This is a genomic window from Actinomadura physcomitrii, assembly GCF_008923205.2.
In the GTDB taxonomy this organism is placed as follows: Bacteria; Actinomycetota; Actinomycetes; order Streptosporangiales; family Streptosporangiaceae; genus Spirillospora; species Spirillospora physcomitrii.
In genome coordinates this window covers 123,624-136,665 of the sequence record NZ_WBMS02000004.1, presented here as the reverse complement: position 1 = coordinate 136,665, position 13,042 = coordinate 123,624, and the positions used below count along the sequence as shown (strand labels likewise).

The following is a 13,042-nucleotide window of genomic DNA, read 5'->3' as shown; positions in this document are numbered from 1 at the left end:
GATGCGGCTCGAGCTGATCACCATCGTTGTGGACGACTACGACCGGGCCATCCGGTACTTCACCGAGGCCCTCGGGTTCGATCTGGTCGAGGACTCGCCCTCGCGCACCAACGACGGCCGTCCCAAGCGGTGGGTCGTCGTCCGGCCGCCGGGTGCCGAGACGGGGATCCTCCTCGCCCGCGCGGACGGCGATCGCCAGGCCGCGTCCGTCGGGGACCAGGTCGCCGGACGCGTGGGGTTCTTCCTGCGCGTGGACGACTTCGACGCCGCCTACGCGCGCATGTCGGCCGCCGGCGTCGAATTCGTCACCGGCCCCCGCGCCGAGCCCTACGGCCGGGTCGCCGTGTTCCTGGACGTCTCGGGCAACCGTTGGGACCTGCTCGGCCCGGCCGAGTGATCGGCCCCGCGGGCGCGGAGCCGGGTGGCGATGAGCAGGGCCGCGTCGGCCACCTGATCGACCTCGGCGATCCATTCACCCCATGAGTGCGCGAACCAGAAGCGGTCGCCGTCGTCCGGGCGGGGACGGCAGGTGATGGTGTCGGACGGTTCCGGGTTGCCGTCGCAGCACCCGTCCGCGAAGGGAGCGGAGACCAGGAGGCCGTCGATCTTGAGGCGGACGTCCAGGTCGTAGAGATCGAGACGGTGCAGCAGCGCGCCGAGCCCCGCCTGCGCCCGTGCCAGGGGAGTGTGCATGGCGAAAGCGTATCGCTCCGTAGCGCTACGTGTCGATACGTAGCGCTAGAGGGAGAGACGTTTGCAGACGGATACCGTTCGCCCATGGCTGAGATCGATCATGAGTCGCCGCTGCCGCCGTACCGGCAGATCGCCGCATGGGTCGCCGACCAGATCGCGTCCGGTGCGCTGGCGCCCGATCGGCCGATCCCGAGCGAGAAGACGCTCATGCAGGAGTTCGAGGGCGTCGCTCGAACGACCGTCCGCCGCGCCGTGAAGTACCTCCGCGAGCAGGGGTTGATCTACACCGTCCCGCAGCGCGGCAGTTACGTCATGGGCCCGGACGGCCCTCCCCCGGGGACCGTCGCGGAGTGAGGCGTTGAGTTGTGGCGTGTCGTGCTTTTGGACGGTCGGATAAGCACGACACGCCACAAGTGAACGCCGGGCGGTCTCAGTAGCCGCCGGGGGCGCCGGAGCCGGTCGGGGTGCCCGTGGGGGCGCCGGTCGGGCTCTCCGGCGGGCTTGCCGGTGGGCTCGCGGGCGGACTGCCCGTGGGGCTGCCCGTGGGTGCCTGGGACGGGCTGCTTGGCGAGCCGCCCGGCGGGACGACGCCGCCGGAGCCGGGCACGGTGATCTTGGTCTCCATGCCGAGCGCGCGGTGGTTGTCGATCGGGCACCAGAGCTGGTACGTGCCCGGCTGCAGGCGGAGGCTCAGTGTGGCCTGCTTACCGGGCGAGATCCCCGGGGTCACCTTCGCGTTGGTGATGCCCGGACCGGAGATTGCCAGGGCGTGCTGCATGGTGCCGGAGTTCTTGGCGACGAAGGTGTACGGGCCCGCCTTGAAGGTGGTCTGGGAGAGTTTCAGCGAGTACTCCCGCTCCGTGACGGTGACGGTCGTGGCCTTGGGGTTGGCAGGTGCGCCACCCGGGCCGGGCGCCGTGCCGCCCGGGGCCGGCGCCGTGGTGCCCGGGGAGGTCGGGCTCCCGCTGCCCGGGGTCGTGGGGCTGCCTGTGTCGGTGGGGCTGCCTGTGTCGGTGGGACTGCCTGTGTCGGTGGGGCTGCCTGTGTCGGTGGGGCTTTCGGTGCCGGGGGCTCCCGTGTCCGGGGCGTCGGTGCCACCGCCGCCCGGGGTCTCGCCGCCCGGGTCGTCGGTTCCGCCGCCGCCCGGGTCGCCGGGGTTGCCGCCGCCCGGGTCGGTGGTGGCCGGGGCGCCGGGCTCCGGGGCCGTGTCCGCGTGGACGGTGCCGATGGGGAGCAGGGCGCCCGCCGTCAGGACGACGGCGCCCGCTGCGGTCGAAATGGTGGTTTTGTTCATAATTGCCGGGCTCCCCGGGGGCGCCTCGGCCGAAACCGCGCAGGTGTTGCCGAAAGCCCAGGTCAACGGCGGTTCGCCCGGAGGTCGAACGGCGTGGTCATGGGTGGCGGGTGAAGAGGCGGGAGACCGCAGATTTACAGAGAACTTCGCAGGCGAGTCGAGTGGGATGGATCTCGGTGGCTTCGGGTCACACGACACAAACGGCCTGAAAGAGCGCGCATACCGTCATCTGTAGAGCTGATCGCCGGGTCGGCGGGAAGCGGCGGGGCGCGGTGGCCGCCCCGTGGAAAGGAGCGCTGATGTCCATCATCATCGTGTTCGTGGCCCTTGTGCTCACCGGGGCGCTGGGGGCCCTGATCTACCTCGCGGTCTTCGCGCGGGCCAGCCGCAGCGACATGCTGTTCACGCCCCCGGCGGGCCGCGGTGCGCGCGCGGCGCGGCGGGTGACCGGAATGTACGTGCGCGACCCTCGCCAGGAGGGTGCCCTGTACCACCGCGGATCCCCGCGCAACATCCGCCCCATGATCGACGACGGCGGGGCACCGGACGGCGGCCGCATGCACGGGGAGCAGCTGGTCGGACGGTGAGGGAGAGGGGTCTCCGGGGCCGTGCCCCGGAGACCCTTCCGCGTCAGGGGCGGCGCTCGCCGGGGTTCCGGTAGGCCGAGTCGGGGACGTGGTTCGGGATCGTGGCGAACTCCCCCTCGGCGTCCAGGACCTTGACCGTGGCGGACTTCAGGTCGAAGTAGAGCCCCACGAGCTCCAGCTCGCCGGCCTCGGCGCGCTCGCGGAGCCAGGGGTAGGTGAGCAGGTTGTCGAGCTGCTGGATCACGTTGACCTGGCTGAGCCGGGCCAGCGGGTCGTCGCCCTGGTCCGGCTCGGCGTGGAAGCGTTCCAGGGTCGGCGCGCCGAGCTCGAGCCAGCGGGCCAGCCCCGGCAGGTGCGCGACCTCGGCGGAGCCCCCCATGACCGCGGCCATCGCGCCGCAGTTGGAGTGCCCGCAGACCGCGATGGTGCGGATGTCCAGCACGTTGGTCGCGTACTCCACCGTCGCCATGACCGAGTCGTCCGGGACGGCCGTGTCGTGCGGCGGGACGAAGTTGCCGACGTTCCGGTTGATGAACAGGTCGCCGGGACCGCTGGCGGTGATGATGTTGGGCACGACGCGCGAGTCGACGCAGGTGATGAACAGCAGCTCCGGCTTCTGCTCCATCGCCAGCTCGGCCATGATCGGCCGGACCAGCCCGGCGGTGCTGTCGTGGTACTCGCGGACGCCGTTGAGCAGGACGGAGGTCGGGGTCGAGGCCCCGGCGGCGCTCGCGGAGCGCCGCTGCCGATTCGCCCAAGGGGCCCACCAGCGGGCTGGAGGGGACGACTTACGCGGCGAAGACAAATCACCTGTCACCCCCCTTTCATACCAACCCTCGTGAACCTCGTCGATGTCGACCCTGCCTCCCTGGCGCTCGTGCGCCAGCCGCCACTGGTGGACGGCGTCGAAGGCGGCATGATCCATGAAGTCGACGTTGAGGTCGAGGTCCACGCCCGCCCCCGCCGGGACGGACCGCAGCGCGCGCGTCACCTTCGGCACCCCGAGGAACGTCAGCGTCCCCTCGACGACCACGTGCCAGCGGGGCGGGACGTCCGCGTCGCCCGGCGCGGGCATGAACCGCTCCGTCCGGACGGTGAGCCGGGTCAGCCGCCGCAGCGCCAGCACCGCCGTGACGGCGATCCCCAGCAGCACGCCCTCGCCGAGGCCGAGGACGACCACACCGCCGAACGTGGCGGCATAGGCGGGCGCCTCCCGGTAGTTGCGCAGGTCCCGGAGCGGCGCGGGGTCCACCAGCCGGACGCCGAGCACCACCAGCAGCGCCGACAGCGCCGACAGCGGGACGCGTTCGATGACGGGCCCGCAGGTCACCGCGAGCACCAGCACCCACACCCCGTGCAGCACGGTGGACATCCGGGTCCGGGCGCCGGCCTCCTGGTTGGCGGTGCTGCGAACGATCACGCCCGCGACCGGCAGGCCGCCGAGCAGCCCCGACACCGCGTTCGCGGCGCCCTGCGCGGCCAGTTCGCGGTCCAGGTCGGTGGGCGCGACGCCCGCGGGCCGGACGCGGTCGACCGCCACGCTGCACAGCAGCGACGCGACGGCCGCCACGATCGCGAGCGAGACGACGGCGCCCGCGACGCCGTGCGGCGACCCGTGCGGCAGCTCCGGAAGCCCCCAGTCGTGCAGGAGGGTCTCCGGCAGGTCCACCCGGTCGGCTCGCCACCCGAACGCCCAGGTGGTGGCGGTGGCGACGGCGATGGCGGGCAGCGGGCCGGGGACCGCGCGCAGCCGGCTTCCGCGCGGCAGCCGGGACCAGCCGAGCAGCACCAGCACGGTCAGCGCGGCGATGAGCGCCGAGTGCGGCGCCGGATGCAGCAGCTGCCCCGGCAGCTCCCGCAGGTTGGCCACGGCGGACTCCTGCGGGCCGCCGCCCAGCACGACGTGCACCTGGCTGAGCACGATCACCGCCCCGACGCCGGCGAGCATGCCGTGCACGACGGCGGGCGAGACGGCCAGCACGACCCGTGCCACCCGGCTCAGCCCGAGCACGACCTGCAGCAGCCCGGCGAGCAGGGTGATCGTGCAGGTGGCCCGCCAGCCGTAGCCGGCGATGAGGTCGGCGACCAGCACGGTCAGCCCGGCGGCCGGGCCGCTGACCTGCAGCGGCGACCCGCCGGCCAGCCCGGCGACGACGCCGCCGGCGACGGCGGCGACGAGCCCGGCGGCGACCGGCGCGCCCGAGGCGACGGCGATGCCCAGCGACAGCGGGATCGCGACGAGGAACACGACGAAGGACGCGAGCGCGTCCCTGCGCAGTGCGGATGCATTGAGTGGCTTTGAAGTCACTCTCCGTATCCAATCACAATGTCCGGTATCGCGCCCAGACGCGGCGCAGCCCGTGTGCCGGAGAAACGAGCGAGGACCGCCGGAAAACCGGCGGTCCTCGTCCCGATCCTTGCGCGGTGCCGCGTCAGCGGCGGTAGTTCTCCCAGTCGTCGTTCGGCTGCCGCGACCCGTAGGAGTTGCCGTCGTTCGGCTGCCCGCCCTGCTGGTAGCCGCCCTGCTGCGGCGACCCCGGGTAGCCCGAGCCGTACGCCTGGGTGGCGTTGGGGTCGTGCGGCGCGGCCAGCGGGTCGCCGCCGTTGTAGCTGCTGCCGCTGAAGTCGCCGTAGGCGCCGGTGCCGCCGCCCTGCCCGCCGGAGCCGTACGGTTCCCGGGGCCCGCCCAGCGGGTCGTCGTAGCGGGGCGACTCGCCGTAGGCCGGCGCGGTCGGGTACCCGTCGGTGTGCGAGCCCTGGCCGTACCCGGCGCCGGATCCCGTGCCGGTCGCGCCGTACCCGCCGTCGAACGCGCCGCCGGAGCCGAGGCCGGAGCCGGAGCCGGTCGCGCCGCCGGACGCCGGCGGGGGCCACGGGCCCGTGCCGGAGCCGCCGCCCGAGCCGACGCCCGCGCCCGTCCCCGTGGTGCCGAACGAGCCGGTGCCGAGCGGGTCGTTCAGCGGGTCGTTCAGCGCCCCGTACGAGTCGCCGGACGGCCCGCCCGCGGAGCGCTGCCGGTCGCTCTGGATCCGCTGGAGCAGCTCGTCCACGGTCGGCAGCTTGTGGTTGTCGGTGTCGGAGCCCGATCCGCCGGACGGGGCGCCGCCGAGGCCGCCGTGCGCCGCCGGGGCGGCCGGGGCCGGGGGAGCGGCCGGAGCCGGCGGCGCGGGCGGCATCGCCTCGGCCGGGCCGGGCAGCCCGCCGGTGCTCTCGCCGAACCCGCGGGCGGGCTCCTCGGGGCGGCCGAGCGGCAGGCCCAGCGGGTCGGACGGGGCCGGCGCCTGGTGCTGCGCCGGCGGCGACGCGGACGAGCCGAGCGGCAGGTCGTAGGCGTCCGGACGGCCGCCGGGCGGGCCGCCCGCCGGACGGGAGCCGAGCGGGTCGCCCCCGAAGTCGCCGTAGGACGGCTCGTGCGGGGCCCCGTACTGCGGCTGGTCCGGGACACCGTACTGCGGCTGGTCGCCGTAGCCGGACTGGTCCTGCGCGCCGTAGTGCGGCTGGTCGGCGTGCCCGCCGAACTGGTCGCCGCCGCCGTAGGACGGGTCGTACTGGTCGGCCGCCCCGTACGCCGGCTGCGGCTCCTGCCCGCCGTACACCTGCTGGTCGGGGGCGCCGTAGGGCCCCTGCGGCCCGGTGCCGGACGGGCCGCCGAGCGCGCCGAGGTCCGCCGGGAGCGGGTCGAGCGAGGTGGAGCCGGGGTCGGCGGCGAAGGGCGCGGAGCCCTGGAAGCCGCCGCCGGGGGCCTGCTGCGGCCCGGTGCCGGAGGGGCCGCCGAGCCCGTTGAGGATCGTGCCGTCCGCGCCGAGGGCGACAGGCTGGGTGAGGTTGGGCTGCTCGACGGCGGGCTGCTCGGGCGGCGCGACGTGCTGGGTCGCCTGCGCCTGCTGGGGGGCGTGCCGGCCGTTCAGCGGGTCGGCCGCCGGGTCCGGCTCGCCCGCCTCCTGGCCGTGCTGCCAGGGGAACTTGGGCTTGTCGAAGGTGATGGTGGCCCAGTAGTCGTCGTCCTCCATCTCGTCCGACGCCTGGCCGCCGGGAGCGGGCGGCGGCGGGGACTGGGGAGCGGCGGGGGCCGGGGCGGCGAGCGGCCCGCCGGCGACGCGCCGGTCGAAGCCGGGGTCGGGGGCGGCGCTGCCGTAGCCCTGGTCGTACCCGGGGCCGTAGCCGTCGTCCTGCACGCCCATGTCGTCGGGCGGCGGCGGGGCGCCACGGCGGCCGCGGGGCTGCTGCGGCTCGTCGTCCATCCAGTCGTCGTCGTCGCGGCCGGCCCTGCTGGCCCGCAGCCCGAGCGCCACGAGGACGACCACCAGGACCACGACCACAATGAGGCCGAAGACCACGATGTAAGAAGTCATGCCACCACCCAATGCCTTGGCCCGGCGAGAGTCGTCGGCGCGGTCCGCGGGTCGGGCCCGTTCGTCGCCGGCGGTCGGTTGTCCTCGGAGCTAGTCCGATTCTGTCCGACCGCTATGACCGTTGTCACACCCTTCGCGCACATTTACCCTCACCCGACGCGTGCCGGCCGGCCCGTTCGGGCCACCCGCACACCCCTGTTGGCTCCAGCCCCCCGAAGGGGTCCGCGCCGACCCCGGCGCCCGGAGGCTCCACGGTCAACGCGCCTGATTGCCGCCGAAGTTCCCGGTGATCCGGCCGCGGCCCACCGTGTGCTCGGCGATGGCGCCGAGCGAGTCCCGGAGCTTGGCGCCCTGGCGGAACGGCGCCGGACCGTCCAGCGCGTAGATGGTGAACCGGTACCGATGCCGCTCTCCCTTGGGCGGGCACGGGGGCGTGTATCCCGTCTTCTTGCCTGTGGTGAGCCCCTCGACGGCGCCCTGGATCTCGGCGCCCTCGACGAGCTCGTTGGTCGTGCCGTCGATCCCCGCGATGACCCAGTGCACGTAGGCGCCCTCCGAGCCGTCCGGGTCGTCCATGACGATCGCGAACGACCTGGTCCCGGCCGGCGCCGACCAGTGCAGCGGCGGGGTCTTTCCCTCGCCGCCAGGGTACTTCGCGCAGCCGTACCGCGTGGGCAAGTCGCGCCCATCGCGGAAGACCGGGCTGGTCACGGTGAACCACTCCGACAGCTCGGCGCTCTTGTTCTGGGGCTGGCCGATCAGCCCGCAGCCGCCCAGCACCGCGGTGAGCGCGAGGGCGCCCGCCGCGGCCGGGATCGGACGCCGGTCTCTGGTCTTCATTCGTTACGCTCCCGGGCGAGATCGTACGCTGCGCGCCGCCGGACCGCCGTCCTGCCGGATCCCGCGCGCACCGCGCCCGGTGGCGCCCCCTTTCTCGTCCGGCCCAACCTTAGGGCTTCCCCGGGAGTGGAACGGGCCTTTCGGCCGCGCGCGGCCGTGCCACCCCTCGTGAGACGCCGGTGTGAGTTGCGTCATGCGTGCTTCGTCCCGGTCTAGGCGATTTTTGGGAAGGAGTGGCGAGTTTCACACGCTTGGCAACGCTCTACTTTGCCGGATCGGAAAGTTTTCGTGTTCTTTCGTGGTTTCCGGTTGGTGTCGGGCACGTTCCATCGGCTAGTTTGTGAATGTCTTCACAAGCCGACCGTGACATAGGAGGCCGCAATGGCCAGGACCGCCGAGGAGACCCCTGGCGCTCCCCACATCCTCATCGTGGGTGGCGGCTATGTGGGCATGTACACCGCCCTGCGCCTGCAGAAGAAGCTCAAGAAGGAGCTCAAGCGGGGCGAGGTCAAGGTCACCGTCGTTGACCCCAACTCGTACATGACGTACCAGCCGTTCCTCCCCGAGGCCGCCGCCGGGAACATCTCCCCGCGGCACGTCGTCGTCCCGCTCCGCCGCGTGCTGCCCCGCTGCACCGTGCGCAAGGCGCGCGTCACCGAGCTGAACCACGACGAGGGGTGGGCGATCGTCCAGCCGCTGGCCGGACCGCCGGAGCGGATCTCCTACGACTACCTGGTCATGGCCGCCGGCGCGGTGCCGCGGCTGCTGCCCATCCCGGGCCTGGCCGAGAACGGCATCAGCCTCAAGACCGTCGGCGAGGCGATCCACCTGCGCAACCACGTGCTGGAGCAGCTGGAGATCGCCGAGTCCACCGACGACGTCGACCTCCGCCGCAAGGCGCTGACCTTCGTGTTCGTCGGCGGCGGGTTCGCCGGCGTCGAGGCGATCGCCGAGCTCGAGGACATGACCCGCGACGCCACCAAGTACATGCGCAAGGTCACCCCGCAGGACCTGCGGTTCATGCTCGTCGAGGCCGCCGACCGCATCCTGCCGGAGGTCGGCCCCGACATGGGCAAGTGGACCGCCGAGCAGCTGCGCGGCCGCGGCATCGACGTGAAGATGAAGACCTTCCTGCAGTCCGCCGTGGACGGCCAGATCGAGCTGTCGGACGGCAGCAGCTTCCAGGCCGGCACGCTGGTGTGGAACGCGGGCGTCAAGCCGTCCCCGGTGGTCCGGCACGGCGACCTGCCGGTCGACGAGCGGGGCCGCGTCAAGGGCACCGAGTACCTCACCATCGAGGGCCTGGTGCGCGCGTTCACCGCCGGCGACAACGCCGCCATCCCCGACCTCACCCAGGACGGGATGTTCTGCCCGCCGAACGCCCAGCACGCCGTCCGGCAGTCGAAGGTGCTGGCCGACAACATCGTCCGGTCGCTGCGCGGCAAGTCGCTCAAGCCGTACGTGCACGGCAACCTCGGCGCCGTCGCCGGGCTCGGCCTGCACAAGGGCGTCGCGAACCCGATGGGCTTCAAGCTCAAGGGCTGGCCCGCGTGGATCTTCCACCGCAGCTACCACGGCGCGATGGTCCCGACGTTCAACCGCAAGATCCGCGTCATCGCGGACTGGACGCTCGCGCTGTTCCTCAAGCGCGAGACCGTCTCGCTCGCGAGCGTCGAGCAGCCGCGCGCCGACTTCCAGCTCGCGGCCCTGGACGACATCAAGCCGAAGGCGAAGTCGAGCGGGACCGCGGCCTGACCCGCGGCCCTCGCCGGCACCCGGAGCCCCGGCGGTCCCCGTGACCGCCGGGGCTCCGGCACGTCCGGCGGTGGGGGAGAATCGCCGGTGTGCGGATCGGGATCCTGGGGCCCCTGGAGGTGCACGCGGACGGCGCCCCCGTCGAGGTCGGGGGAGCGCGGCTGCGGGCGCTGCTGACCCTGCTCGCCCTGGACCCCGGCGCCCTGCTGCCCGCCGAGCGGATCATCGACGCGCTCTGGGAGGACGGGGTGCCGCGCGGCGCCCCGAACGCGCTGCAGTCCCTGGTCTCCCGGCTGCGCGCCGCGATCGGCCGCGCGGCGGTCGAGTCGCGGTCCGGCGCGTACCGGCTCGCCGTGCCGCGCGAGAGCGTCGACGCGCACGCGTTCGAGGCACGGGTCGCGGACGCGCGGCGGGCCGGCGACCCAGCCGCGCGGGCCGCGGGGCTGCGCGAGGCGCTCGCGCTGTGGCGCGGGCCCGCCCTCGCCGACGCGGCCGGGCTGCGGTTCGCCGACGCGCCCGCGGCCCGGCTGGACGCGCTGCGCCGCGCCGCCCTCGAGGAGCGCATCGACGCCGACCTCGCCCTCGGCCGGCACGACGAGGTGATCCCCGAGCTGCGCGCCCTCGCCGCCGGCGACCCGCTCCGCGAACCCGTCACCGCGCTGCTCATGCGCGCCCTGTACGCCGCCGGGCACCACGCCGAGGCCCTCACCCGCTACGAGGACGCCAAGCGCGCCCTCGCCGACGGACTCGGCGTCGACCCGTCGCCCGAGCTGGCGGCCGTCCACCTGGCGGTGCTGCGCCGCGACCCGTCCCTCGCGGCCCGCCCGGCGGCGCCCGCGCCCGCCGCGTCCCGTGCGGAGCCGCCGAAGGGCAACCTGAGCGCGCCGCTGACCAGCTTCATCGGCCGCGACGCCGACCTGGAGCGGGTCGGCTCGCTGCTGGCGGGCGCCCGCCTGGTCACCCTCACCGGCCCCGGCGGCGCCGGCAAGACCCGCCTGTCGGTCGAGGCCGCCCGCCGCTACCACGCCCAGGCCCCCGCCTGGCTCGTCGAGCTGGCGCCGGTCACCGACCCCGGGGAAGTGCCCGCCGCCGTCCTCACCGCCCTCGGGCTGCGCGAGGCGCCGCAGCCGATGCCCGGCCAGCGCGCCGCGCCGTCCGACCCCCTGGACCGCGTCGTCACCGCCCTGTCGGGGCGGCGGATGCTGCTCGTCCTCGACAACTGCGAGCACCTGCTCGACGCCGCCGCCCGGCTCGCCGACCGGGTCCTCGCCGGCTGCCCCGGCGTCCGGGTCATGGCGACCAGCCGGGAACCGCTCGGCATCACCGGCGAGACGCTCTGGCCCGTCGGGCCGCTGGAGGCGCCGCCGCCGGCCGCCACGCCGCACGAGGCGCTCGCCCGGCCCGCCGTCCGGCTGTTCGCCGACCGCGCCGCCGCCGTCGCGCCCGGGTTCGCCGTCACCGCCGCCAACGTCGCCCCGGTCGTGCGGATCTGCCGCGCGCTCGACGGCATCCCGCTGGCCATCGAACTCGCCGCCGCGCGGCTGCGGGCGCTGACGCCCGCGCAGGTCGCGACCCGGCTGGACGACCGGTTCCGGCTGCTCAGCGCGGGCAGCCGCACCGCCCTGCCCCGGCACCGGACGCTGCGCGCCGTCGTCGAGTGGAGCTGGGACCTGCTGGACGAGCCCGAACGCGCGCTGTGCCGGCGGCTGGCCGCCTTCCCCGGCGGCGCCACGCTCGAGACCGCCGAGCAGGTCTGCGCCGGCGCGGGCCTCGACCGCGCAGCCGTCATGGACGCGCTCGCCGCGCTCGTCGACAAGTCCCTCGTGATCGTGACGGGCACGGACGACGAGCCCCGCTACCGGATGCTGGAGACGATCCGCGCCTACGGGGCCGAACGGCTCGCCGAGGCCGGCGAGGAGCACGACGTCCGGCGCGCGCACGCCCGCTGCTTCGTCCGGCTGGCCGAGGAGGCGGAGCCGCACCTGTACCGGGCCGAGCAGCTCGAGTGGCTGCGCCGGCTGACCGCCGAGCACGACAACATCTCGGCCGCGCTGCGCTGGACGATCTCCGCCGGGGACGCGGCGACCGCCGTCCGGTTCTGCGCGGCCCTCGGCTGGTACTGGTTCCTGCACGGCGAACTGCGCGACGGCGCCGACCACCTGGAGGACGTCCTCCCGCTGCCGGGCGTCCCCGACGACGAGACCACCGCCCGCGCCCTCGCGCTCGGGGCCATGGCCTCGCTGGACAACCAGCTCGACGGCGACCGCGTGCTCGGCTGGCTGAACCGCGCCAGGCGGCTGTGCGCCGGCCGCGACCCCGCCGCCCTGCACCCGGTGCTGCGCCTGATGCTCACCAGCTTCGACATGTACACCGTCGGCTGGGACGACACGACCGCGCCCGGCGTCGACGGGCTGCTGGACGACCCGGACCCGTGGGTGCGCGGGCTGGCGTACTTCATCCGCGGCCAGATCGCCCACAACTTCGGCTGGTCGGGCAGGGTGCAGGAGGACTGCGACCGGGCGCTCGCCGCGTTCCGCGAGGCCGGCGACCGGTGGGGGCTGTCGTTCACGCTCGCCGCGCAGGCGGAGATCGCCGGCCGGGACGGCGACCACCACCGCTCCGTCGCCCTGTTCGAGGAGTCGCTGCGGCTGAACGCCGAACTCGGCGGCGGGACCGCGGCCCTCGTCCACGTCCACATGAAGCTCGCCAACGCGCTCGACCTGATCGGCGAGCGCGAGCGCGGCGAGGCGCTGCTGCTCGCGGCGGTGGAGGGCGTCGAGGCGTCCCGGCGGCCCGAGGAGGTCGCCGCGGTGCACTACCAGCTCGGCGAGTTCGCCCGCCGCTCCGGCGACGCGGCGGAGGCGCGGCGCCGGCTCGCCCGCGCCGACGAGCTGACCAGGGACATCCCCGGCCCGCCGCAGTTCCGCGCGATGGTCCTGTGCTCGCGCGCCCAGCTCGACCTGGCGACGGGCGCGCTGGACGAGGCGTCCGCGCGGCTCGACGAGGCGGTCCGCGGCGCCGCCCGCGCCCGCGACCACCCGATCCTGTCCTACGTGCTGGCGGGCGTCGCCGAACGGGCCCGCCTGCTCGGCGACCCGGAGCGGGCGGCCGTGCTGCTCGGCACCGCCGACGGGCTGCGCGGCGGCCCCGACCTGTCGCTGCCCGACGTCCTCGCCATCAAGGCCGCCGTCCGCGGCGACCTCGGCGAGGCCGCCTACACCGCCGCCTACGACCGCGGCACGGCCCGGACGTTCGACGACGTCGTCGACGAGTTCGGCCTGGAACGCCCGCCCGGCGGCTGATCAGGGGCGCAGCGCGGGGCCGGCGCGCTTTACGGTGCGGATGACCGGCGCCAGCTCGGCCAGACCCTCGGCGTCGCCGCCCTGGGCGTCCTCTTCCAGCACGCCCCGCACGCCCCCGCCAAGGGCCTCGACCACGTCTACCTGGCCGCCGCGATCACCACCCTGTCCGCCGCCCCCCTAGCCTTCACCGCCCTCAAACCGCGCCCCCACCCCAACACA

11 protein-coding genes are annotated in these 13,042 nt (G+C 74.7%); 5 read left to right on the top strand and 6 right to left on the bottom strand.

Features of this window, described 5'->3' with window-relative positions; translation table 11 throughout:
• Position 1 precedes the first annotated feature (1 nt).
• On the top strand, positions 2 to 397 hold the full coding sequence (locus tag F8568_RS06565) for a VOC family protein (protein ID WP_151592458.1): 396 nt from the start codon (positions 2 to 4) through the stop codon (positions 395 to 397).
• On the opposite strand, the gene F8568_RS06560 is transcribed toward F8568_RS06565, so the two are convergent.
• The gene (locus F8568_RS06560) at positions 328 to 693 is read right to left on the bottom strand and encodes a hypothetical protein (RefSeq protein WP_151592456.1); all 366 of its coding nucleotides are present in this window, start codon (positions 691 to 693) and stop codon (positions 328 to 330) included. The two genes, F8568_RS06565 and F8568_RS06560, sit on opposite strands and share 70 nt — an antisense overlap.
• Positions 694 to 777: 84 nt before the next feature.
• On the opposite strand from F8568_RS06560, the gene F8568_RS06555 reads away from it, so the two are divergent.
• Complete coding sequence (locus F8568_RS06555) at positions 778 to 1,047, top strand: GntR family transcriptional regulator (protein WP_151592454.1); 270 nt, start codon at positions 778 to 780, stop codon at positions 1,045 to 1,047.
• 76 nt (positions 1,048 to 1,123) lie between these two features.
• Here F8568_RS06555 and F8568_RS06550 read toward each other — a convergent pair whose 3' ends face one another.
• A complete protein-coding gene (locus F8568_RS06550) occupies positions 1,124 to 1,987 on the bottom strand; it encodes a hypothetical protein (RefSeq protein ID WP_151592452.1) in 864 nt (287 codons plus the stop codon).
• Positions 1,988 to 2,286: 299 nt separating this feature from the next.
• On the opposite strand from F8568_RS06550, the gene F8568_RS46605 reads away from it, so the two are divergent.
• On the top strand, positions 2,287 to 2,574 hold the full coding sequence (locus F8568_RS46605) for a hypothetical protein (protein WP_151592450.1): 288 nt from the start codon (positions 2,287 to 2,289) through the stop codon (positions 2,572 to 2,574).
• A 43-nt stretch (positions 2,575 to 2,617) separates the two neighbouring features.
• Here F8568_RS46605 and F8568_RS06545 read toward each other — a convergent pair whose 3' ends face one another.
• From F8568_RS06545 to F8568_RS06535, 3 genes are all read right to left on the bottom strand, one after another.
• Positions 2,618 to 4,882: a SulP family inorganic anion transporter gene (locus tag F8568_RS06545; RefSeq protein ID WP_151592448.1), complete on the bottom strand. Its 2,265-nt coding sequence runs from the start codon at positions 4,880 to 4,882 to the stop codon at positions 2,618 to 2,620.
• A 124-nt stretch (positions 4,883 to 5,006) separates the two neighbouring features.
• The gene (locus tag F8568_RS06540; protein WP_151592446.1) at positions 5,007 to 6,926 is read right to left on the bottom strand and encodes a chromosomal replication initiator protein DnaA; all 1,920 of its coding nucleotides are present in this window, start codon (positions 6,924 to 6,926) and stop codon (positions 5,007 to 5,009) included.
• A 255-nt stretch (positions 6,927 to 7,181) separates the two neighbouring features.
• Entirely contained in the window at positions 7,182 to 7,766 is a 585-nt protein-coding gene (locus F8568_RS06535; RefSeq protein WP_151592444.1) for a YbhB/YbcL family Raf kinase inhibitor-like protein, read from the bottom strand.
• Positions 7,767 to 8,147: 381 nt separating this feature from the next.
• On the opposite strand from F8568_RS06535, the gene F8568_RS06530 reads away from it, so the two are divergent.
• Together F8568_RS06530 and F8568_RS06525 are read left to right on the top strand one after the other, a co-directional pair.
• A complete protein-coding gene (locus F8568_RS06530; protein ID WP_151592442.1) occupies positions 8,148 to 9,521 on the top strand; it encodes an NAD(P)/FAD-dependent oxidoreductase in 1,374 nt (457 codons plus the stop codon).
• Positions 9,522 to 9,610: 89 nt separating this feature from the next.
• Positions 9,611 to 12,823, top strand: coding sequence for a BTAD domain-containing putative transcriptional regulator (locus F8568_RS06525; protein WP_151592440.1), 3,213 nt, complete (start codon positions 9,611 to 9,613; stop codon positions 12,821 to 12,823).
• On the opposite strand, the gene F8568_RS49385 is transcribed toward F8568_RS06525, so the two are convergent.
• A complete protein-coding gene (locus tag F8568_RS49385) occupies positions 12,824 to 12,958 on the bottom strand; it encodes a hypothetical protein (RefSeq protein WP_268896186.1) in 135 nt (44 codons plus the stop codon).
• Positions 12,959 to 13,042: the final 84 nt, after the last annotated feature.

What these genes read in the sequence shown, in the direction of transcription:
- F8568_RS06535 (WP_151592444.1), bottom strand. Translation starts at nt 7,766, where the DNA reads ATGAAGACCAGAGACCGGCGTCCGATCCCGGCCGCGGCGGGCGCCCTC.
- F8568_RS06530 (WP_151592442.1), top strand. Translation starts at nt 8,148, where the DNA reads ATGGCCAGGACCGCCGAGGAGACCCCTGGCGCTCCCCACATCCTCATC.
- F8568_RS06555 (WP_151592454.1), top strand. Translation starts at nt 778, where the DNA reads ATGGCTGAGATCGATCATGAGTCGCCGCTGCCGCCGTACCGGCAGATC.
- F8568_RS06565 (WP_151592458.1), top strand. Translation starts at nt 2, where the DNA reads ATGCGGCTCGAGCTGATCACCATCGTTGTGGACGACTACGACCGGGCC.
- F8568_RS46605 (WP_151592450.1), top strand. Translation starts at nt 2,287, where the DNA reads ATGTCCATCATCATCGTGTTCGTGGCCCTTGTGCTCACCGGGGCGCTG.
- F8568_RS06540 (WP_151592446.1), bottom strand. Translation starts at nt 6,926, where the DNA reads ATGACTTCTTACATCGTGGTCTTCGGCCTCATTGTGGTCGTGGTCCTG.
- F8568_RS06560 (WP_151592456.1), bottom strand. Translation starts at nt 693, where the DNA reads ATGCACACTCCCCTGGCACGGGCGCAGGCGGGGCTCGGCGCGCTGCTG.
- F8568_RS06550 (WP_151592452.1), bottom strand. Translation starts at nt 1,987, where the DNA reads ATGAACAAAACCACCATTTCGACCGCAGCGGGCGCCGTCGTCCTGACG.